The organism is Agromyces zhanjiangensis, assembly GCF_040496055.1.
GTDB classification, from domain to species: Bacteria; Actinomycetota; Actinomycetes; order Actinomycetales; family Microbacteriaceae; genus Agromyces; species Agromyces zhanjiangensis.
The window spans coordinates 454,155-475,329 of sequence record NZ_JBEPKB010000003.1 but is presented as its reverse complement, the minus strand read 5'-3'; the positions used below and the strand labels follow the sequence as shown (position 1 = coordinate 475,329).

Here is a 21,175-nt window from a genome sequence, read left to right as displayed (position 1 = left end):
GCTCATGGCAGTCAGTTGCACTAACCATTGGCAAGGTGAGGTCCGGAATGAAAGTGCATGAGCGACTCGATCGTGAGCTCAACAACCAAGGCAAGACGCAAGCAGCTCTGGCGGAGGCCGTGGGGGTCTCATCCGCGACTGCCTCGCAATGGCGTGCGGGAACCAAGACTCCGAGCGCTTCGAACATCATCAAGATCGCCCAATTCTTGGGGGTAACCCCTGCCTGGTTGTCCTACGGCGAGCTGGGCACGGTTAGTCGCACGGTTGACCCGAAAGAACGTGAGGCATACCGGCGGGACTGCACGTGGTACTACCGGCCCGCGCCGCAGGACGCAGGCCGCGAGCTCGGCAACGCCGCTGGCTTCGCCTTCCAGGGCGGTCTGGCAACGCTCGCTCGCGAGACCTCTCAGAACATTCTCGATGAGGCCCAGGCTGGGCAGCCCACCGTGGGCGCCCGATACACGCTGATCGAATTGTCTGGCGCCAAGCTCGAGGCGTTCCTCGAGGCCATCAAGTTCGAGGACCTCGTGCCCCACCTCGAGTCGGCGGCCGCCACCCGTCAGAAAGTCGCTGGGGTGATCAGGAGTGGTCTCGCGGCTCTACGTGACGAGAAGAAGCTGGTGCTCCTTCGTGTAGAGGACTACGGAGCGAAGGGCTTGGTTGGGCCGGAGTACGAAGAGGGCAACTATATGGCCGTCGTCCGCAACATCCTGGACTCGTTCAAGGGTGACAACGCTGGAGGCTCGTACGGGCTCGGCAAGTCCGTCATGTGGGCCTGTTCGCAGTTCGCCCTGGTGATCATCAACAGCACGCTCTCGGTGGCGCAGGAGGGCTACCGCGAGGGCCGCTTCATCGCGAGGCTGGAGCTGCCCTGGCACAGGCTTCCAGCCGACGGCGGAGCCGACTCGGTCGCCTACGCTGGTCCCGCCTGGTACGGCGAAAAGGACATCGAACGGGGCGGGGTGACCCGGTCCTTCTGGGGGAACGATGCTCTTGCGGCGGACACCCACCTCTTGCGCGACGGCGACGAGTCAGGCACGTCCTTCCTCATCGTCGGTGCATACGACCCGGACGACAAGATCGAGACCATCGAGGAGATGCACGAGCAGCTCGTGTCCTCGCTGGCCAAGAACTTCTGGCCTGCCATGGTCGAGCGTGCCGGGGGCGACCCGGGAATGATGACCGCGCTCGTTCGTTCAGAGAGAAACGGCAGCACCATCAAGTCCGACCTCGTGGATCCCTATTCTTACTCTCCCGCCAAGGCTCGGATGGTTAAGGCGCATCGTGACGACCTCACCGTCGACTCGTTGCAGAATCCCGGTGACGTCGTCCGGCGGCGCATCACACTCGAGGTGCCCAAGCGCCTTGCCGACGGAGCACACGCCTCTCAGCAGCACCAGGCTGTCTTGCTGGTCACCGAGGCGGACGAAGACGAGCCGGACGCGAACAAGGTGGCCTACCTCCGCGGCAGCCACATGATCATCCGCGAAGAGCCGGTCGCGGGCCTCCCCATGGGGAGCAAGAGCTTCCACGCGGTGGTGCTGGCAGGGCTTGCCGCAGGGGACGACCCATCGGATAAGGCGGCCGACCGGTTCCTCCGGGCCGCGGAGCCGCCTGAGCACGACAACTGGGAGGTGACGCCGGATGTGTCGAACTCGTACGCCCGCGGGTACGGCAAGGCGCTCACGGACTTCAAGAATGAGGTTCGCAAGGCCATCCGCGATATCGTGGGCCGGCCCACCCGTGACCTCTCGGATGGGCCGGACTCGCTCAAGGAGCTCCTCCGCATCTCGCCGCCAACCGTCGACACAACCAGGCGGCCCAAGGTCAAGAGCGTCGTAGGCCAGCCGGACAGCGAAGGCCGATGGTTCGTGGACGTTCGGGTCAGCCTCCCGGACCGCGAGACCCCGTGGCGTTTCAGCCCCGTCTTGCGCTTCGGGACCGAGTCAGGCGCTCCGATACCCGTGGTCTGGGAGTTACTGGAGGCCCAAGCCAAGTGCTCGGTAACCGGCGATGTCATTACGGCCGATCCGCGTTCGCGCGAGGTGCGGTTCACCGGTATCACCAAGGCCGACACCCACCCGGTCGGTGCGTCCCGGGCCACCGCGCTCGTCGACGTCCGCGTGTACAAGGAGAACAGGTCGTGATCGCCCTCTACCCGTACCAGACGCTGGTCGGCGACGTTCGACTCACCGTCGACAAGGTCGTCATCGACGGCAAGCCGCTCTCGAATAACTACATTGACCCAGACCTCCCTGAGATCGCGTTCAGGGACCTGGATGCCGACCATTGGGAGGAGGCCGCGATCGAGGTCACCGTTACGGCCCCGGCAGGAGAGCTGTCGGGTCATCCCGGTTGGACGGACGTGCAGGCGGCGGTCCAAATGAACTGCAGCTTCACCAACACCCGTCGTGTTCTCGTGCTGGCGGAGGATGCGCACTCTCCAGGGCGGTGGCGTGGCACCGTACTTCTGGCGCGGGACGAATGGTATGGACGGGCGACGATGCACGCGATGGTGGCGGCCACCGTCGACGGCGTCGCCCACCGAACGCTGGGTACGAGCGACACTTGGGCGCTCTCCTTTGACGACCTTCCGCCCTCACCTGTACACGGCAGCATCGCCGTGCAATGGGTGGACTTCGCCAACGACACCGAGCACGGGCTCAGGCCGTTCAAAGACGACGCGCACCACCTGCGGTTGGATCCCGAGGCGCCCGTGCTCTACCTCAACAGTGGCTTCGACGGTCTCGAGGCATTGCTGGGCGACCGTCGCCGTCGCCCGCCCGCCGAGCAGGCGATGCACGACAGCACCAGATCCAACATCGCCAGTGACGCGTGGCAGGCGATGTTCGTAACGGCCCTCGACGTGGTGGAGGCGGATCCTGAGACCGGCATGCCGGAATGGCCCGCTGAGGAATGGCGGGTAGTGGTGCTCAGGATGCTCCTCCCACGCATTTATCCGCACCTTGGACCTGATGATGCCTTGATCGAGGCGGTACAGGCGCGACGATCGGGCGAGGGGTCGGGGGAGCTGCTCGAACGACTGCTTCCGGCCGCCGCGATGCAGGTGGGAACTAGTGCTTTGCTACGGCGGGGCATCTCTCTGTTGGAGAAGGGCGCTGAGACGAAGGAGACAGCGAAGTGACTGGGTCTGCAACACCGCTCGAGGATGCGAAGACGGTCGGCGGCGTAAGCTCCGCGATCCGGCTCACTCCGGCCTTCCGTCTGGGCACCGCCGACCTCGACGTCAGCGATCACCTGGTGACCGTGCCCGGACTGCGCGAGCACCGGCTCGAGCCTGCCCGAGTGCTTCTGGACGAAGCGATGAGTCGCTACCGTCAGGCCGGCGCGGCCGCGTCCGACTCTTGGCTCGGGCCGCGACTGCACGCAGCCTTGCGCCTGTCGCGACGGGAGGCTGGCAACCGAGATCTGTGGCGCTTTCTGGGCCTCTGGGCGGCTGATTTCGTGCGTTGGCGCTTCGGCTCCTCCGCAAACGAGGAAAACCCCGACAACGCTGCCAAGTCAGAACGGTTCGTGGGCCCGGACAGCAAGCACGCACTCGCGCGACTCTGGTGGATGGCGGAGGTGTTCCGGGACGGCAAGAACTACCATCCTGCCGCGCTGGCGCTGACGAACCAGGACATCGTGAACAACCTGTTCCGCATGAACATCTCCAACCACCGACCGACGGCTCTCGCCGCTCTCAGTGTGCTCCCGACGAGCGCCGATGGGGCCTCACTTCCGGGCGGGCGTCTAGCAAACGCACTGGCGAAGGCGGCGAACGCTGCGGCCTCCACTTTGGCTCTTGACCTCATCGGGCCGGACGTTCCTCTCGACGCCGCGGCGCGTTCGCAGTGGGAGAGCGTGAGGGACGATTACGACTCGAGGGCCCACCTCGACGAGCTGCCGGATGGTCCAGATGACGGAGAAGCGCCAGCCGAATCAGTCGACCGCATGCGCACGCTCCTCCAAGAGCTCCTGGCAGAAGCTCCCGTTCGGGGGAGCCAGCCCGCACCATGATGGCGCACCACCAGGGTGGGTCGTCCCTTCCCAGCGACCGGACGGACATGGCTGGTCCGTGAAAGGACCGCACCGCTCCTCCTAATCGCGTACCGAGTCGTCTTTGGACGACTCGGTACGCGATGTCATGAGGCTCTCAAAGACCGAACTGATTTGCGCGACGACTCTCGCGGGGTCGGCGCGGACATCGTGCTCCCATACGCGCAACACCGTCCAGCCCTGCCCGATCAGCAGCGCGTCCGTTTCGCGATCGCGTCGACGGTTCGCCTGAACCTTCGCGTCCCAGAAGGTCTGGTTCCGGCCAGGTCGTTGATAGTGCGCTTCGCATCCGTGCCAGAAGCACCCGTCGATGAAGACCGCGAGCTTCGCGCGGGTGAACAGGATGTCAGCAGTCCGGCGAACTCCCGGTATCGGCGCCATGTTCACCCGATATCGCATCCCCGCCGCGTGCAGAGCGCGGCGCACGACCAGCTCTGGTCGTGTGTCGCGCCCGCGGTTGGCGATCATCGACCGACGTGTGCCTTCGGACGTCGCCCAGGAGACGGCCCGAGGTTTCATCGCACCCGCCCAAACGCGAACTCCTCGATGAAAGACATATGTAGAACCTACGCGTTGGCCACGATGGTGGTGGTGACGCGCGTTCAGGTAATGCGCGTCACACCGGTAGGTTGGTTTGGCTAGAGAATGTTCTCCATGGAAGGCCGGCTCGAGTTGGATGCATCATTCGCGCGTGAACTTCTCGGCTGGCGAACCCTCAGGAACGGGAACCTGGTCCCGAACTCCGCCGACTCGAGCAGCCTGAACTCGGTGCGCATCGCGGCGGCCATCCTCGATGACCTCGGAGTGCAACGCGACGTTGTCTCAGGAGTCCAGGACGCCACCACTGGTCGGCCGCTCGAACTCGCGGTCGCGAGCGATCTGCAGTCGGAACTACGCAGGCTCGATCCAGGCCGGTTGTTCAGCGTCTCGAAGGAACCGCGGTTGATCACTGACTTTCTGCAGTACGAGCATCTTCGGCGTCTCGACCAGCTCGCCGCGCAGAACGAGGAGCTCAGGATCACCCTAGGCACCGACTACCTCATTCGCCCCGACATCGTCGTGGCGCTTCCCGGGCGTACCTCGGATGAGCACCCTTTCCTCCACGCGGTGGTGTCGTGCAAGTGGACGATCCGGAGCGATCGCGTTCAGAACATCCGACACGAGTACAACCAGCTCATCAAGCATCGACGTGAGCGGCTACCACATCTCGTCACGGTCACAGCCGAGCCGCTGCCGACGCGCCTCACCTCAATCGCTCGCGGGACCGGGGAGGTAGATGCCACTTACCACATCGCGTTCTACGCGATGGAGCGCGCAATGTCCCGGTTGCGGGTGACGGGCGGAATCTCGAGTGAACAGCTCGCCGCCTGGCGCGAAGTCGTCGACCTTGGCAGGGTTCGACCCTACTCAGAACTCGCGGAAACCATCGCCCGGTGGTGATTCAATGACCTGGATCGCCTCGTTCATGCGAGCGGGATGATCTAGGCGCTTCATAGACGACGCGCGGCTGCAACCCAGTGTCGGCGGATGGTGCCACGCTAGACATAGAAGAGGGAAGGTAACCGTGGTGATTCGTACGCTTGATCTGTTCGCCGGCGCTGGCGGACTGTCGCTCGGCTTTGAGGCCAGCACGCTGGGGTTCAAGCCGGTCATGGCCGTGGAGATTGACCAGGCTGCTGCCCGAACCTTCAGCGCGAACTTCGGATGCGAGGTCTACACCGGGTCGATCGCCGAGATCGAAGAGTTCCCGTCGGTGGACGTCATCATCGGTGGGCCGCCGTGCCAGGGATTCTCGCCTCTGGGGAAGAACCGTGACTCAGAATCACGCGCCGAGCTCAACGACCTCTGGCAGCAGTACCTCCGTGCCGTCCGCCAGGTGCAGCCTGCAGCATTCGTCATCGAGAACGTCCCCGAGTTCCAGAAGTCTGCCCAGTTCCTGGAACTTCTGCATGAGATGGAGCACGATCCCGTACTCCGGCAATACGCCTTCGCTTATGGTGCCCTGAACTCCGCCGAGTACGGTGCACCCCAGCGCCGCATCCGTGGGATCTTCGTCGCGGTCACGGGGGCAGGTTCGGTGGCCTGGCCTCCGCCTCGCACCCACGGACCGAACTCCGAAAGTGGGAAGCCATTCGTTACAGTCCGCGATGCGATTGAGGATCTCCCGCTGTATCCGACTTCCACGGAGCCTACGATCTCCAGAGGCATCGGTACGACGGTGCAAGACCTTCACATCCGTCGTAACCCGCGGCCGACGAGCCTCGAACGCTATCGAGCGGTCCCAGAAGGCGGTAACCGATTCGACCTGGCGCGCAACAGGCCGGATCTTCTCCCGCGATGCTGGGCGGAGAAGCCCACCGGCACCACGGACGTAATGGGCCGGATGTGGTGGGACCGTCCTTCGCCGACGATCCGGACAGAGTTCTTCAAGCCCGAGAAGGGGCGCTATCTCCACCCTGTCGCAGATCGACCGATCACGCATCGGGAGGCTGCGCGACTTCAGGGCTTCCCCGACGACTTCACCTTCTCGGGCAACAAGATCGAGATCGCGCGACAGATCGGGAACGCCGTTCCCACCGCACTCGGATCAGCGATCGCCCAGTACGTGCATGACCTGCTGGGTTGGAACCGTACGACCGAGGCCCTTGCTTCATAAGGGTGAACCGGCGGCGCGCAACCCTAACGCTCGCGTTGCCACCGCATGAGCTGGACGTCAGGTGAAAAGGTCCAGACGGGAACTAGCACGCACCACGCGCGAAGATTCGCGATTGAGAGTCAAGACCACCAGTCTCCACCCTCCTCGACGCTGACGCTCTAGCGAAACGTCGGGACGTTCGCCGGGTTGGGTCTATCAGGACGATCTTCCCGCGAACCTTCCGCGCAGGCCTAGGCAGAGACATAGACTCCCGATCCGTCCCGCGCCGATGCACCGCTCCACGGAACCAGCTCGCCTCTCCGAAATAGCGTAAGAGCCAGGCGGCTCAGCCTCGGCATTCACTCGCTCGGGGTCAACCCTAATCACGTCGCTGTCGCTGTCGCTGATCCGGCCGCTCGGCCAGGCACGCCGGCCGCCGTCGCAAGCCTGGATCGCGCCCGCCCGCGACGCCCACATCCGGTCGTCGAGTGCGCCAACGTTCTCGTTGAAGTATCGGTGGCAGTTGATCCGTGCCAGCTCCTTCACCCGCACGCCGGCTCCCTCAGAGACCTGCCGGGTGACGGGGTACATCCGCAGGCACGCTGAGGCGCGGCGGGCGACGTCAACGCGTGCCCCGTAGCGCTCGCGAAACCATGCAGCCCACTTGACCACCAGGCGCGCGACGCATTCGAGCCAAGATTCGACTTGCCCCCACCAGGTCTGGGGACGACATCGGCGAGATCGATGTGCGAAACTAGCACACATGGATGCGTCGCAACTGGGTGGTCGGATCCGGCAGGAGCGCGAGCGCACAGGTCTCAGCCAAGGTGACCTCGCTTCGCTGGCTGACATAGACCGGACAGCAATCAGCAAGATCGAGACTGGTGTACGAAAGGTTACTGCCATCGAGTTACTACGAATTGCCGAGGCTGTCGGCGTTCGAATGGCGCGTCTCCTTGAGGATCCGATCCCGGCGCTCGTCTCGCATCGGTCTAGCCAGGGGCTCGACACGATCGACTCTCGAGTCGACGTCCTCCTCGATGAGCTTGCGCACGAAGTCGAGTTTGTGCAGCGACTGGCGCCCGAGCGACTGGCACCCGAAGTGGAGATGGACTTGCCGCTTCAGCGCCCGCGCTCGTACGAGAATGCGGAGGAACTTGCGACGCAGGCGCGTCGCGGCCTCGGTCTCGGCGAGTCCGACGCCGTTACTCGATTGCCAGAGGTTGTATCTCGTCTAGGGCTATGGGCGTTCTCGATGGACTTCGGCCCTGACACGGCTGACGCCGGAACCATTCTGCTACGCAACGGCGGCGTTGCCTTGATCAACAGTCACAACAAGGTGGGTCGCCGACGACTGGCCCTGGCGCATGAACTTGGACACTTCCTTCTTCAGGATGACTACACAGTCGATTGGCGCGTGAGCGATCCGAGTGACGGTGTGGAGTCTCGGCTAGATCGTTTTGCGCGGGCCTTCTTGCTTCCCGCATCAGGCTTCTCCGATTTTTGGAATGAGAGCCTTGAACGGTTGGGGTTGCGAGATGCTTCAGTCGTCACGGCTTCGCGATTTCAGGTGGACATGTCGACCTTGGCGAGGCGCCTGAAGGAATTGCAGCTCGATGGCGATCGGAATATGATCCGCGCGACTCAAACAGTTCAAGCGGACATCATCGAGCATGGACTCAACGTGTCCGTCGATCTAGAGGGCTCTTCGCTTCCGCAGCGATATCAGCAAGCGGTACTCGCTCTCTACAGAGAGCGGAAGATAAGTGTTGAGCGAACGCTTGAATTGTTGCGCGGCACACTGGCTGATTCCGACCTGCCTCCGCGTCGAAAGCGTGTGGAGGGCGAACTCTGGAACTTTGTGTCTTGACCGAGCCGCTGGTCTTTGACACTGGCCCGCTTCGCCACTTCACCCTACGAGGTTGGCTCGGCGCGCTCAAGTTCCTTACCCGTGACCGAGGGATACTGATACCGGAGACGGTGCTTTATGAACTCGAACGACAGTCTGGGTCGGAACCCGCTCTTCGCCAGGTCATCGACGCGGACTGGATCTCGGTAGATCGAAGCGACGACATCGACTTCCTGATGGCGTTTGCCGCATACGAAGAGCGGCTCGTTCGCAAAGGTGACGACGCAAACCGTGGCGAGTGCGGCGTTCTTGCACTCGGCAGAGTCCGAGGCTTCGAAATGGTGATCGACGATGGAACCGCACGGGCTATCGCTGAGGAGGAGAAGCTTGCCGTGACGGCAACTCTTCCTCTGCTGTGCGAGGCAATCCGCGGTGAGTTGCTAACGGTGCCGATGGTCGAGCACCTCGCGGACGAACTCATCGCTGGCGATTACTTCCTCCCTTTTGGGCCCGGGGAGTTTAGGCGATGGGCGCTGGAGCAAGGACTAATCGACTATTAGCACGTGCCGATCGGCACGCCATTCCGAGGGCTGCGGGCAATGCATCGAAGGTTACCTTCACGGTAACCCGAAATGGGACCGGGCACCCAGACTCCCGGTTGCTCCGGCGCCGTGCCCATCAAGCCCGGGGTCCGCTGATGGCGCGATTCGCGTTCAGTCGACCTGCACTACCAGTCTCCGGAAGTACGCGCGGAGGCCGGGGTCGCAAACGTAAATGTACGTACCAAGCATTCCTCTGGTGAGCAGCACGGCGTAGATGTTGACTATGAACTGGAGCAGGTCTTCGTCGTCGTAGGTGATGCCGAGGGTCGGGTTGTTCTCCTTGCCCTTGGTGTCGTAGTACGAAGCGCGGTCGGCGTGCACTGTGCCGGTCGACGGGTCGAGCTTCAGGTCGCCGCCGATGATTACGCCAGCGTAGTTCAGGTCGTAGCCCTGGACAGTGTGGATCGATCCGACCTCTTCGATGGATCCCTCGGAGTTGATCCAGTCCACGGCCGTCCCGTTCCAGCGCAGCGCGACCCCGTCGAGCTCGATGTCGAACTTGGAAGGGTCTTTGCGTGATTTCCACGGCCACGAATAGCCGGCGACGAGACGCGAGAGTCCGTGCTCCTCGTCCCGGGCGCGGATCGCTTCGTGCATCTCACCGAGGTTCTCGAACAGCCTCAGGTCGTAGCCTGCGAACGCTCCACCTTCTGAGGCCTCAGCGCGAAGCAAACGCCGAATGAAGTCGATGTAGTCCGCACCGCCGGCGACGCGCATCTGCGACGCCAATGGATAGAAACGATTGGCTTCCTTCGCCTCACGTACGAGCGTTCCGAGCACGGGCCGTGGGAGATCCGCCGGTCGGACGGCTTGCCCTTCATCCAGAAGGAAGACTTGATGGCGACTCTTCGAACGGATCCAGTCGAGTTGGGTCTTGGTCAGGTCATCGTCGCCGTACAAGGCGCCGTTGATCTCTCGGAACTTCTTGTTGAGCACACCAGTCGGCTGGTTGGCACGCTGATTCAGCCGATGGGTTTCGTCGACCACGAGCAGGTCGAAATCGTCGTCCGACGCTCCGACCTCGAACGGCGTAACCACCATCTTCCGGTCGAGACCTGGAGTCTTCGCGAAGACCTTCTGGATCGACCTGCGAAGGGACTGCTGTGGCACCACGATGCCGATCCGGAAGTCGTGCAGCAACTCCGAATGGCCCTCGACGAAGAAGTCGGAGAAGAGCGAATCGGTCTCAGGTCGATCGTTCGGATTCGCGGCCTGGATGTCGCGCAGGAGCTTCATGAGGAACACGCCGACGATCGTCTTGCCGGTACCGGGGTCGCCTTGAACCACCACGGTGCTTCGAGCACCTCGCTCCAAGTCCTCGAAGAGCCCTTCAAGGATGCCTTCCATGGCGACGGCCTGCTCCTGGTTGAGGGCCTTGAATGGCGACAGCTTGAAGAGGTCGCTGTTTTCGATCTCCGGGATATCCCGCGTGAACATGCCCGCCGTGCGCAGCTGATCGAAGATCTCGTCGAAGGTGTTGCGGTACCTCACGCGATCGTAGTAGTCAGCGTCGGTGATGCCCTCGTTGCGGTTGATCACCTCGAATCTTCCGTCGCCTGCGAAGAGCCGGATCAGGTAGGACTCGAGGTCGAGGCAAGCGGACTTGTTGAACGTCTCGTCGATCACGATGCGAACAGCCTTGAGATGCTGCTTGCCTTCGTTGTCGAGGTGCTGCCGGAGCCGCCCCGCCGCATTCAGCGTCTCACCGACGTAGACCTCGCCGTGGTCGCTGATCGTGTACACGACAGGCCAGTTCGCGTGTCGCCCATCGGGTTCAGCCCAGGTCCGCACCGCCTGCTTAGAGAACGGAAAGTGTTCGACCCTAAAGCTGGTCATACTTCGCGCTCCTGCCACGGGATCGATCGACGGGGTACTTGCTTCGCGTCTGCGCGAGCTTGTCAAGAATGATGCGGCCCGGGTCGACGCCGAGCCGGTCGGCGAGCAGGTAGCAGTAGGTCAACACATCCGCGAGTTCCTCGACGACACGCTCCCGTTCCGCCGCTTCATCCCACTGGAAGCACTCGAGGAGTTCGCCCGCCTCGATGCTGATGCTCTTTGCGAGATTGACGGGCGTGTGGAACTGCCCCCAGTCGCGCTCGGCCACGAAGTGACGGAGTGCATTCGACACATTGCCCGATACCGCTCCACCCACGCCGTCCCCATCGGGAGCACTGATCTCCTGAGATGCGTTCGCACCCACGCGGCTCAGGATCGACGACACAATTCCGAGGTCTCGTTCGCGATCACGATCGATCCGCTTGCCCTTGAGCGGGAACTCCGTTGCCGCGATGACAACGAAGTTCATACCGTGCTCGGGAATCAATCGTCGGCGCCGGTCGTCGTAGATCGCTCGTTGTGTGCCGCGATGCACACCGGAGACCGTGAGCACGTCAGGCTTATCGAAGAATGGGGTGGATTCGCTGTGCTGAGACTCGGCGAATTCGACCACCAAGTGCTGCTTCTCCCAATAGCCATCCACGGGAAGCGCGACCTGACGTCCAGTCGTCGGTGAGGCATCACCCAACAGCCATGGGAATCGGTGCTGACGTGAGCACTTCATACCGAGGATCTGGTCGCAGAGATCCAGGACGTAGTGCTCATCACTCTCGGATCTGGAGGCCATGAACGGAAGCCTACGAGCCGCGGCGGATGGACGGAGGTCGCACTCGCACGCTTCGGCACCCTCGGTCAGCAGGGCGACGCGGAACGCCGCGGCCCGCACCCGCCCGTCTCCGAGCGGGCGCGAGCCGCGGCATCCGTCACCTAATGAGTCGCTGTGCGCGACCAATCAGTCCCCCTTCACGTTCACCACCTGCCGCAGCGTGTGCCGCACCCGCACGAGCGACGCGGCATCCGCCATCACCCGGTCGATCGGCTTGTACGCCGCCGGGATCTCGTCGATGAACGCGTCGGTGTCGCGGAACTCGATGCCGGCCATCGCCTCCCGCAGCTGATCCTGCGTGAAGGTCCGCCGGGCGGCGGAGCGCGAGTACGTCCGGCCCGCGCCGTGCGGCGAGGAGTTCAGCGACATCCGATCACCCAGGCCCTCGACCACGTACGACGCGGTACCCATCGAACCCGGGATCAGGCCCGGCCGGCCGGCATCGGCCTGGATCGCACCCTTCCGCGACACCCACACCCGCTTGCCGAAGTGCTCCTCGCTCTCGGTGAAGTTGTGGTGGCAGTTGATCCGCTCCCGCTCCTCCACCGGCACGCCGACCCACTCCGAGACCTGCCGGATGACCCGGTCCATCATCTCCTCACGGTTCAGCAGCGCGAAGTGCTGCGCCCACCGCAGCTCCGCGATGTACCGCGAGAACTCCGGCGTGCCCTCCACGAGGTACGCGAGATCCGTGTCGGGCAGGTCGATCCACCACTTCCGGCAGAGCTCCTGCGCGACCCGGATGTGGTGCTGCGCGATCGTGTTGCCCACGCCCCGGCTTCCGGAGTGCAGGAACAGCCACACGGCATCCGCCTCGTCGAGCGAGACCTCGATGAAGTGGTTGCCGCTGCCGAGCGACCCCAGCTGGAGCCGCCAGTCGCCCCGGTAGCGGGCCGGGTCGAACCCCTTCGCCTCGGCGAGGGCCTCGAGCTCGGCGATCCGCGGCTCGGCGGTCGCGACGACCTTGCGGTTCGCGTGACCGGCCGACAGCGGGATGGCGCGCTCGATCTGCTCCCGGACCTCCCTCCGGTCGGAGGGCAGGTCGGATGCCGCGAACTGCGTCTTCACGGCGATCATGCCGCAGCCGATGTCGACCCCGACCGCGGCCGGCATGATCGCGCCGAGCGTCGGGATGACCGACCCCACCGTGGCGCCGAGGCCCAGGTGCGCGTCGGGCATCAGCGCGAGGTGCGGGTAGATGAACGGCATCGTCGACGAGGTGCGGGCCTGCTCGACGGTCTTCTCGTCGATCAGGCTGGCCCACGACACGAGCCGTGCGGAGAGCTTCTCCATGGTCCTTTCCTGTCTGGTTGCGTTGCGGATGTCGCACCGCTCCACTCCGCTCCCGCGTTCGCGGGCGGACGGGTCGGTGCGGATCACGGAGCCCGAGGGCTCCCGTCGCGCGCAGACGGAAAAAGACCCCGGGCCTCGGATGGCACGGGGTGACGCGATTCTCGCGACCATCGGGCCGCGGCTGCGTCAGCGTGCCGGTTCGAGCACCTGCTCGAGCGTGCGAAGCCGCCGCTCTTGGCGTCGCTTCGCGGACTCGACGAAGGACTGGCGATTCGTGTGCTGCAGATACACGGCAGCTCGTCCTTCCTCGTGCAGGTCTCCGGGATGCCGCGCGGGTGCGCAGCCTTCGAACGTTAGCGGTGGGGTGGGGGTGAGGTCAATGGCGGATTCGGTCCGCCGGAGGACCGCAATCGCCGCTATCGGACACTTCGAGTACGGTCCAGCGCGACGACGTGAAGAATGTCGAGGTACTAGGTGAGCGGCTTCGATTGCCAGAGCTCACGTCTTCGCTCGAGATACTCGGCCTTGGGCGCACCCTTCGCAGGCATCTGAATGCTGCGGCCATCGAAAGGCATCAAGGTTGCCGCGAGAGCGCCATCGTCGGCGAATCGCTCATGCTTGACCTCCACCCGGCCGTCCGGCGTGATCGAGATGAACCCCAGCTCGAAGGCACGATCCACGAGCGTTGAGAGGCAGATCCCGTTGGACGGGTCGAGGCGGATCTCTTCGTCCTGCGACCATGGCACGATGTGAGATGCCACCAAGAACTCAGGGCTGGAAATGCCGGTCAGAGCACATCGATAGCCGTAGTTACGTTTCACCGCGGCAGCGAATGCTCGCTGAGCACTCCCCCGGGTCTTCGCCTGCACGTACCGGTCGGGCACCGAGAAGCGCCCGTCTCGAATCGCGCGGTAGAACTCTGTTACTTCGTCAATGTCGACGGGCGAGTTCTCTGCGGCGGCATCGTTCAAGGTCTCCGCGGCAGTGCGGACCGCACGAATGAGTGCCGTGAGGCCTTCCGGAATTCGCATTCGACTCTGTGGTGCTGAGCGCAGTCCATGCTGGATCAGCGCAGGGAGCGAGAGCAGCATGCGTTCCTCGGTGGAGAAGGTGTGGCGCAGGTGAAGACGCATCCAGGTTCGATCTCGACGCTCTTCGAAGGCCGAGCTGTTGCCCCAGAACGCACGATCATCAATCGTGTCCTCAAACCGAATCCCACGGTCAATGACCGCGCACTCATGTGTCAGAGCACTCGTGGGTGCAGTCGTGTAGAGGTAGACAAGATCGCCGATCTCGATCTTCGCAGACCTGGTCTCGCTCCAGTCGATTTCCCCGAGCGCCGCGAAGGCGGCATCGGCATCGAACATCTCGCGGTTGGATGCGACGAGCCAGCCGACGCCGGACAATTCACCCTCAGCCATGACTCGAAGATAACGAGTCGGGGGCCGGAGCAGGGAAGCGGTGGGCCGCCTTGACATCGGCAAACCGGCAGCAGCATCGCTGACATGAGCGAGAGGCGGTCGAGCCAGTGATCGAAGTCATCATGATCGACGCCGGGCCATGCCCTTCAGGGCTCGAACGATCTACCAGATCGATTCAATCGACGTCACCACTTCGGTACAGATCGTTCGCATTGCGCTGGGCACGGGATTGCTGCTGTCGGGATACGGGTTGCCCGCGCTGTTGATTCGGACCCGGCCGATACCGCCCTCGCGCGTCATCGTGCGATACGCCTCTGGGAGCACCGGATCGATATGGGCACCGCCGTCGAAATTGGCGAGATGCAGGACGAACCACGCCCGGTCGATGTGTTCGCCCTCGTGTACGAGCATTCGGCCCCGCCACCAACTCGCGAAGTCGCACTCGTACTGCGGCCAGCCCGCGATCGGCGCGTATCCGGAGACCTCTTCCCATGGCGGCCTCTCGAAGCCGGATCCATTGGATGGCACGGCCGAGCGCCAGACCATTCGATCGCGCATGCCCAGCTGCGTCAGCAGGCTTCGCGAAACGGTCGTGTCATGAACCAATGACCTGACCACGACCGCGATGCGCTTGGCCTCCGAGATGTGCCGGTCGTCGAACCGCTCGGCCGAGGCTCGAAGCCAATCGACGTGTTCGGCCAGTCGGATGTTCAATTCGCGTTTCGAGCGCGCGGTCGAATTGCGAGAGGTCGTTGTACTCGGGGTCATCAGTTGAAACAGTGCTGGGTTGGGCACTTCCGAGGCAACCCCGCGTTCGGGGACTCTCCTCCGCATCCGAGCTGCTGCGAGGATTCGAGCGACCCTACGTCTGCCGAGGAATCGACGACCCGATGAGCTCACCCCCGTCTGGACCGAGAGACTGGTCCCCGCCCGAGCCCGAAACGCCGACACGATCGTTTCCGTCCGGCAATCGCCCCGTTCGCGGCGCGGGCCACGTCGACGCCCTCGGGTGGGGTGTGCTGCTCGGGCGGACGAGCCTGGTCGTCGGTGTCGCTTCGTTCGTGGTCGGTCTGCTCGTCCCCTTGGCACCCGACGCTGCCCGAATGACGGCGACCTTCGCGTCGTCGACCGGCGTGACCGAGACATCCGTGCCATGACGACCGAGCCTGTCGGCACCGATTCCCTCGCCCACCGCCGCCCCGCGGCATCCGTCATCGCCGAATGCCTGCGCGTGCAGTCGGCGGTGCCGCCGAACACCGCCGTGCAGCGGTTCTTCGGCGTCTCGCCGCTCGGACGCGACGCCGAGCCCTGGTACGTCGGCGCGCTCGGCGAGCTCCAGGTCGCGCGCCGCCTGGAGGCGCTCGGCCCGGAGTGGGTCGTGCTGCACTCGGTACCGGTCGGTACCGGGTCGAGCGACCTCGACCACGTCGTCATCGGGCGGGCGGGCGTGTTCACGATCAACACGAAGCACCACCGTGGGCAGACCGTCTGGGTCGGCGCGAAGCGCATCCTCGTGAACGGCCAGCGCACCGATCACCTGCGCAACGCCGCGTTCGAGGCGAAGCGAACGGCGAAGCTGCTGTCGGCTGCCGCGGGAATGCCCGTCGAGGTCACACCGATCGTCGCGATCGTCGGCGCGAACCGGATGACGGTGTGCGAGCGCCCGCACGACGTCGTCGTGCTGCGCGAGGTGGAGCTGGCGCGGTGGTTGCGGCGGCGGCGGGCGGTGCTCCCGCCCGAGCAGGTCGCAGAGCTCGCCGCGGTCGCGGCGCAACCCTCGGCCTGGCAGCGGATGCCGCAGCACGAGGACGTCGACCACGACGCGTTCGACCGGCTGCGGGTGGCCGTTGGTCGAGCGGGCCGCCGGCGCGCCGCCTGGGCGCTTGCGGCGCTTGCGGGGCTGCTGCTCGCAGCATGGGCGGTGATCCCCATACTGTCGACGATGTTCAGCTCGATGTTCGGTTGACGCACGGTCGCTGGATGTCGGCCGTCGGTGCAAGACTCCCGAACATGACCTCGATCCTGGCTCCGTCTCTACCCAGCCCACCCGGGCGGGAGTGGTACGGGAACGGATCGAGCACATGGCACATTCGCCTCATCGGCGCCGCAAGGGCTGCACGCTGTGCAAGCCGCACCAGTGGCGCGGGCAGGGTCAGGCGCGCAAGGCGCCCTTCGCGGTGAACCGCCGGATCGGCGCGAAGCGCCGCTGGCGGCGGCACGACGCCGACGAACGCTGATCTCGAGCGTCGTCGCCCTGCGCAACGGCGCGGGGCGACCACCTCGCGGCGTCGCGCGATCGAGCGAGAAGCGCCCTCCTGCACTGCGGACCCGGTCGGCGTCGCGAGGTGGGCGCGTCGAAGCGGCGCGGTCGTTCGAGCGAAAGCTGCGGCGGGTCTCGCCACGCGGAAAGCTACGCCCCGAGCCCCTGCGCCCGCATCGCGCCGATGTCGCGGCGGGCCAGGCTCAGGGACTCGCTCGCGAGGGTCGCGGCGCGGCGGGCCATCGCGATCGCCTGAGCCCGGCGATCGACGTCCGTCACGATCACCGTCACCTCGGAGGAGGCGCTGCCGAGGTAGTGACCGAGGTCGACACGAATGCGCTCGGACTCGGCCAGCCGGGTCAGCGCCTCGGCGCCGATCCAGCCCGGGTGCCCCGCGACGGCGTCGCGGGCGACGTCGAGGCGACGGTCGGCATCGCGGACGGCGTGGTGCACGTGGCCGACGGGCGGGGCGGGGGGCCCGGCGGACTCGTGGTCGCGCGTCGCGCGCTCGCGAGCGGCTGGCGGCGCGATCGCCATCGCGGCATCCAGCGCCGCGCGAGCCTCGCGTAGCCGCCGCAGGTGGCCGACCGGATCGGTGTTCACGCCGGTGGCCGGCAGTGCGGCCAGCGCCGCCTGCAGCTCGGTGATCGCGGCGGCGGCGGCCGGTGAGTGCGGCGCGCCGAGGGCGAGCGCGAGGGCGCGGCGGCAGTCGTCGGCGAGGGCGGGCAGCGCGGCCTCGGCGCGAAGCGCCTCGACCTCGAAGGTCTCGACGGCGTCGAGCAGCGTGGCCGCGCGACGCACCGAACGAGCGGATGCCTCGAGGGCGACGTCGGCGTGCGAGCTCTCGCCCTCGGACCGCCGTCGCTCGGCCACGCGGAGGCTGTGCTCGGCGAAGCCGAGCAGCTGGTCGGCCTCCGCGAGGGTGGCGTCGAAGTCGGCGAGCGCCTCGCGCGCGTAGCGCGCCCCGAGCCGGTCGAGGGTGGCGCGGACGTACGGGAAGCGCGCCCGCGCGTGCACGAGGTCGGCGCGCACGCCGGCGACGACGTCGGGGGCTCGGCGCGCCCGTGACATCCGCTCGCCGAGCTCGGCGGCCTGTTCGTCGAGCACGCGCTCGACGGCCTCGCACAGGTCGACGACGCGCAGGTACCGCGCCCGGATCTCGTCGGCAGGGCCGGGCATCGCGTCGTGGTTGCGCCGGTTCAGGCGGAACGCCTCGCCGAGCTGCCGGCGCGCGACGGCGAGTACCTCGGCCGGCTCGGCGATCGCGTCGCGCCCGAGTTCCGCCTCGGCGAAGCCGAGCTCCTCTGCGGCGGCGCGCAGGCGGTCATCGGCGGCGAACAGGGCCGACCCGGCCCGCGTCGCGAGCTCCGCGTCGTGGGCCTCGAGTTCGGGCGCACCCCGCCTGCGCCTGGCCCAGAACCCGGCCATGCATGAATTCTACGAGCGGCGGCCGACACGCACCATGTTCGGTCGCGCGGTGATCCGGGGTGCGCCGAGTCGAACCGACCGACACCTCCGCACTGCCCGAACCGGCCGACACCGCCGACCACGGCCCGCCGCGTCTAGTCGAAGATCCCGTCGAGGATGCTGCCGATCACGAGACCGCCGAGGATGCCGCCCATGACGTCCGATCCGCCGCCGCGGCGACCTCCGCCGCCCCAGCCCTGGCCGCCGCCCGGTCCGCCCCACTGCCCGGGATCCTGCGGGCGCGACGAGTCGATGTCGCGCCGCGCGAGCTGCAGCGCCTCGCCCGCGAGGGCCGCGGCGCGGCGCGCGATCGCCATCGCATGCTCGCGGTGGTCGTCGCCGATGACGATGGCGGTCGCCGCGGGCTCGCCGAGGTAACGGTCGAGGTCCTGCCGGGTGCGCTCGCCCTCGGCGAGCCGGGTGCGGGCGTCGGCGCCGATCCAGCCGCGATGCCCGGCGATCACGTCGCGCGCGACCGCGAGCTGCCGGTCGGCGTCGTCGATGGCGTGGCGCACATGCTCGAGCGGCGGGATCGGACGCGCCGCGCGCTCGCGAGCGACGGCGATCGCGGCATCCAGGCCGGAGTTCGCATCGCGCAGCCGGTCCAGGTGCGTGAACGGGTCGGTGTTGACGCCCGCGGGCGGCAGGCTCGCGAGCGCCGCCTGCAGGTCGGCGATCGCCTGTGCGACGCCCGGCGAGTGCGGCTCCTTGAGCGCGACGACGAGGTCGCCGCGGGAGTCCTCGACGATCGCCGCGAGGGTCGACTCGGCCCGCAGCGCCTCGACCTCGAACGTCTCGACCGCGTCGAGCAGGGTCGTCGCACGACGCACCGATTCGGCGGATGCCTCGAGCGCGAGGTTCGCCTGCTCGCGCTGGCCCGCCTCGCGTCGGCGTTCGGCCACGCCGACGCCGTGCTCGGCGAAGCCGAGCAGCTGGTCGGCCTCGGCGGGGTTCGCGTCGACTTGGGCGAGGGCCTCGCTGGCGTAGCGGACGGCGAGCCGGTCGACCGTCTCGCGGGCGTGCGGGATACGCGCACGCAGGCGCTCGATGTCGACTCGGATGGCGGCGATGATCTCGGGCGCACGTCGGGCGCGGGCGATCCGCTCGGCGAGCGCCGCGGTGCGGTCGTCGAGCAGCTCCTCCGCCCACTCGCAGAGCTGCACGATGCGTCCGTTGCGCGTGCGCAGCTCGTCGGGGGTGTCGGGGATGTGGTCGTGGTTCAGCTGGTGCAGCCGGAACGCCTCGGCCAGGTGCGTGCGCACTGCGGCGAGCGCCTCGCGGAGGGGTTCGGTCGCCTCGGATCCCAGCTCGGCCTCAGCGAAGTCGAGCTCGTCGGTCGTGACCCGGATGCGCTCGTCCGCGTCGACCAGCGCCGATCGCGCCCGGATGGCGAGCCCGGCATCCTGTGCCTCGAGCTCGTGCTGCTCCTCGCGCTTGCGCTTGCCCCAGAACCCGGCCATGTCCTCGATCCTAGGGTCGCGATCATGGGCATTCCTTGGAGCGCCGAGCCGGCCGCGCGTCGGGACCGGTGGATGTGCGGTGCAGAACGACCGCCCGCCGGAGCCCGCGGCCGAGATCGAACCGTGACCGGGAGATCCTCTCCGGTTCGGCGCCGCTCCGCCATGATTGCGGATGAGACCGTCACGAGGGGATGTGGTCACGATGCAGGGACTCCGAGGTGCCGCCATCGCCGTCGCGCTGCTCACGGCGAGCATGCTCACGGCCTGCACGGCGGGCGAGTCGCCCGACCCGACCGTCGACGCGACCGCCGATCCCGCACCGACCGCCACGCCAGCCGGGGAGCCCGACGACCCGCTCGCGCTCGTCACACGGATCGTCATCCGGCCACTCGGGCTCGAACTGGTCGACGACGCGGGAACGGTGCTCGAGACGCTCTCCTACGACCTGCCCGCCGACGAGATCGTCGAGCCGCTCTCCGCGGTGTTCGACTCGGGCCCCGATGTCGGCGAGTTCGGCCAGTGCTGCGAGGCGCCGCTGACGACGAACTACGCGTGGCCGGGGTTCGAGGTCTGGGATGACCAGGTCGGCCAGTGGGATGAGGCCGACCCGACGGTCTGGGTGCCGGACACCGGGCCGGACGAGCGCGAGATGAACGTGGTCGTCGTCGCGACCGCTCCGGAGCTCGACGGCGTCGCGCTCACCACCGACCTGGGTTTCGAGGTCGACGCCGACCCGTCGGAGGTCGCCGCGGCGATCGGGAGCGAGCTCGGTGGCACCGGAGTGAACCAGCTCCCGCTCGAGTACGGTCCGGAACTCGGGGAGTCGGTCATCGAGGGCGAGCTGAACGCCTACGCGGTCGCGCTGCAGGTCGGTGGAGACGTGCGGCGGATCATCGCTCCGCTCCACCTCGGTGTCGGCGGCGTCTGACGTTCCGGAGAGGTCCGGTTCCGACGCATCCGGGGTTCCGGCGCGCGACGCGTCAGACCGTGCCGGCCGGCGGCCACACCCCGATGATGATCCCCATCACGACGAGCGTCACGAGCTCGTGCCCGATGTTGAGGATCGTCAGCGACGACGGGCGCCCCTCGAACGCGTCGTGCGTGATGAACCGCGCGGCGGTGAGACCGGCCCACAGGATGATCGCCGTGAAGAGCGCCGCCATCAGGTAGCTGCCTCCGTAGAAGTGCCACGCGATCGTCGACGCGCCCGCGAGCACCCACGCGGTGATGAAGCTGACGATCACGGTCACGACGATCGGGCCCACGGCGCTCGAAGCCGGGCGGTCCATGTCGACGCCGGCGAGCTTCGACCAGCGCGTGCCGAACACGCCCCTGGCGTACCAGATCGTGCCGACGAGCATGCTCGACAGGGTCGCCAGCAGCACCGCCCAGTAGTTGATCTCGGGAACCGTCATGTCCGCCTCCTCGTCGCGGCAGGGCCGCGCTCGTCGCCCGCGCCGCGCCGGT

20 protein-coding genes are annotated in these 21,175 nt (G+C 66.4%); 10 read left to right on the top strand and 10 right to left on the bottom strand.

What is annotated here, in order from left to right; genetic code table 11:
• Positions 1 to 47 precede the first annotated feature (47 nt).
• Genes ABME02_RS08540 through ABME02_RS08530 form a run of 3 tightly spaced genes read left to right on the top strand, consistent with a single transcriptional unit; the run spans position 48 to position 4,020 of the window.
• Positions 48 to 2,147: a helix-turn-helix domain-containing protein gene (locus tag ABME02_RS08540; protein WP_353814856.1), complete on the top strand. Its 2,100-nt coding sequence runs from the start codon at positions 48 to 50 to the stop codon at positions 2,145 to 2,147.
• Complete coding sequence (locus tag ABME02_RS08535; protein ID WP_353814855.1) at positions 2,144 to 3,145, top strand: hypothetical protein; 1,002 nt, start codon at positions 2,144 to 2,146, stop codon at positions 3,143 to 3,145. Before ABME02_RS08540 ends, ABME02_RS08535 begins: the two co-directional genes overlap by 4 nt.
• Positions 3,142 to 4,020, top strand: a complete 879-nt coding sequence (locus tag ABME02_RS08530; protein ID WP_353814854.1) for a DUF6339 family protein — start codon at positions 3,142 to 3,144, stop codon at positions 4,018 to 4,020. The genes ABME02_RS08535 and ABME02_RS08530 overlap by 4 nt, the downstream gene beginning before the upstream one ends.
• Before the next feature lie 81 nt (positions 4,021 to 4,101).
• On the opposite strand, the gene ABME02_RS08525 is transcribed toward ABME02_RS08530, so the two are convergent.
• Positions 4,102 to 4,578, bottom strand: a complete 477-nt coding sequence (locus ABME02_RS08525; RefSeq protein WP_353814853.1) for a very short patch repair endonuclease — start codon at positions 4,576 to 4,578, stop codon at positions 4,102 to 4,104.
• A gap of 135 nt (positions 4,579 to 4,713) precedes the next feature.
• Here ABME02_RS08525 and ABME02_RS08520 point away from each other — a divergent pair, with 135 nt between their 5' ends.
• Entirely contained in the window at positions 4,714 to 5,499 is a 786-nt protein-coding gene (locus tag ABME02_RS08520; protein WP_353814852.1) for an NgoMIV family type II restriction endonuclease, read from the top strand.
• Between the two features lie 124 nt (positions 5,500 to 5,623).
• Positions 5,624 to 6,715, top strand: coding sequence for a DNA cytosine methyltransferase (locus ABME02_RS08515; RefSeq protein ID WP_353814851.1), 1,092 nt, complete (start codon positions 5,624 to 5,626; stop codon positions 6,713 to 6,715).
• 195 nt (positions 6,716 to 6,910) lie between these two features.
• Here ABME02_RS08515 and ABME02_RS08510 read toward each other — a convergent pair whose 3' ends face one another.
• Positions 6,911 to 7,285 (bottom strand): hypothetical protein, encoded by a 375-nt coding sequence (locus tag ABME02_RS08510; protein ID WP_353814850.1) that lies wholly within the window; start codon positions 7,283 to 7,285, stop codon positions 6,911 to 6,913.
• A gap of 172 nt (positions 7,286 to 7,457) precedes the next feature.
• Between ABME02_RS08510 and ABME02_RS08505 the strand changes: the two genes are divergently transcribed.
• Together ABME02_RS08505 and ABME02_RS08500 are read left to right on the top strand one after the other, a co-directional pair.
• A complete protein-coding gene (locus ABME02_RS08505) occupies positions 7,458 to 8,564 on the top strand; it encodes a helix-turn-helix domain-containing protein (protein ID WP_353814849.1) in 1,107 nt (368 codons plus the stop codon).
• Complete coding sequence (locus ABME02_RS08500; protein WP_353814848.1) at positions 8,561 to 9,103, top strand: PIN domain-containing protein; 543 nt, start codon at positions 8,561 to 8,563, stop codon at positions 9,101 to 9,103. The genes ABME02_RS08505 and ABME02_RS08500 overlap by 4 nt, the downstream gene beginning before the upstream one ends.
• Before the next feature lie 153 nt (positions 9,104 to 9,256).
• Here the strand turns inward: ABME02_RS08500 and ABME02_RS08495 are convergent, their stop codons facing one another.
• The 5 genes from ABME02_RS08495 to ABME02_RS08475 form a co-directional block, all read right to left on the bottom strand.
• Complete coding sequence (locus ABME02_RS08495; protein WP_353814847.1) at positions 9,257 to 10,981, bottom strand: DNA/RNA helicase domain-containing protein; 1,725 nt, start codon at positions 10,979 to 10,981, stop codon at positions 9,257 to 9,259.
• A complete protein-coding gene (locus ABME02_RS08490) occupies positions 10,968 to 11,297 on the bottom strand; it encodes a nucleotide pyrophosphohydrolase (protein WP_353814976.1) in 330 nt (109 codons plus the stop codon). The genes ABME02_RS08495 and ABME02_RS08490 overlap by 14 nt, the downstream gene beginning before the upstream one ends.
• 636 nt (positions 11,298 to 11,933) lie before the next feature.
• Positions 11,934 to 13,100: an RtcB family protein gene (locus ABME02_RS08485; RefSeq protein ID WP_353814846.1), complete on the bottom strand. Its 1,167-nt coding sequence runs from the start codon at positions 13,098 to 13,100 to the stop codon at positions 11,934 to 11,936.
• A 470-nt stretch (positions 13,101 to 13,570) separates the two neighbouring features.
• Positions 13,571 to 14,521: an HNH endonuclease gene (locus ABME02_RS08480; protein WP_353814845.1), complete on the bottom strand. Its 951-nt coding sequence runs from the start codon at positions 14,519 to 14,521 to the stop codon at positions 13,571 to 13,573.
• Between the two features lie 162 nt (positions 14,522 to 14,683).
• Complete coding sequence (locus ABME02_RS08475; RefSeq protein WP_353814844.1) at positions 14,684 to 15,235, bottom strand: hypothetical protein; 552 nt, start codon at positions 15,233 to 15,235, stop codon at positions 14,684 to 14,686.
• A 439-nt stretch (positions 15,236 to 15,674) separates the two neighbouring features.
• On the opposite strand from ABME02_RS08475, the gene ABME02_RS08470 reads away from it, so the two are divergent.
• Together ABME02_RS08470 and ABME02_RS08465 are read left to right on the top strand one after the other, a co-directional pair.
• On the top strand, positions 15,675 to 16,487 hold the full coding sequence (locus ABME02_RS08470) for a nuclease-related domain-containing protein (RefSeq protein WP_353814843.1): 813 nt from the start codon (positions 15,675 to 15,677) through the stop codon (positions 16,485 to 16,487).
• Positions 16,488 to 16,602: 115 nt separating this feature from the next.
• On the top strand, positions 16,603 to 16,758 hold the full coding sequence (locus ABME02_RS08465) for a hypothetical protein (RefSeq protein ID WP_353814841.1): 156 nt from the start codon (positions 16,603 to 16,605) through the stop codon (positions 16,756 to 16,758).
• A 173-nt stretch (positions 16,759 to 16,931) separates the two neighbouring features.
• On the opposite strand, the gene ABME02_RS08460 is transcribed toward ABME02_RS08465, so the two are convergent.
• Complete coding sequence (locus tag ABME02_RS08460; RefSeq protein ID WP_353814840.1) at positions 16,932 to 18,209, bottom strand: hypothetical protein; 1,278 nt, start codon at positions 18,207 to 18,209, stop codon at positions 16,932 to 16,934.
• A 134-nt stretch (positions 18,210 to 18,343) separates the two neighbouring features.
• On the bottom strand, positions 18,344 to 19,708 hold the full coding sequence (locus ABME02_RS08455; protein ID WP_353814839.1) for a coiled-coil domain-containing protein: 1,365 nt from the start codon (positions 19,706 to 19,708) through the stop codon (positions 18,344 to 18,346).
• 202 nt (positions 19,709 to 19,910) lie between these two features.
• Here ABME02_RS08455 and ABME02_RS08450 point away from each other — a divergent pair, with 202 nt between their 5' ends.
• Positions 19,911 to 20,636, top strand: a complete 726-nt coding sequence (locus tag ABME02_RS08450; RefSeq protein WP_353814838.1) for a hypothetical protein — start codon at positions 19,911 to 19,913, stop codon at positions 20,634 to 20,636.
• Positions 20,637 to 20,688: 52 nt separating this feature from the next.
• Here the strand turns inward: ABME02_RS08450 and ABME02_RS08445 are convergent, their stop codons facing one another.
• A complete protein-coding gene (locus tag ABME02_RS08445) occupies positions 20,689 to 21,123 on the bottom strand; it encodes a DUF1761 domain-containing protein (protein WP_353814837.1) in 435 nt (144 codons plus the stop codon).
• Between the last annotated feature and the right edge of the window lie 52 nt (positions 21,124 to 21,175).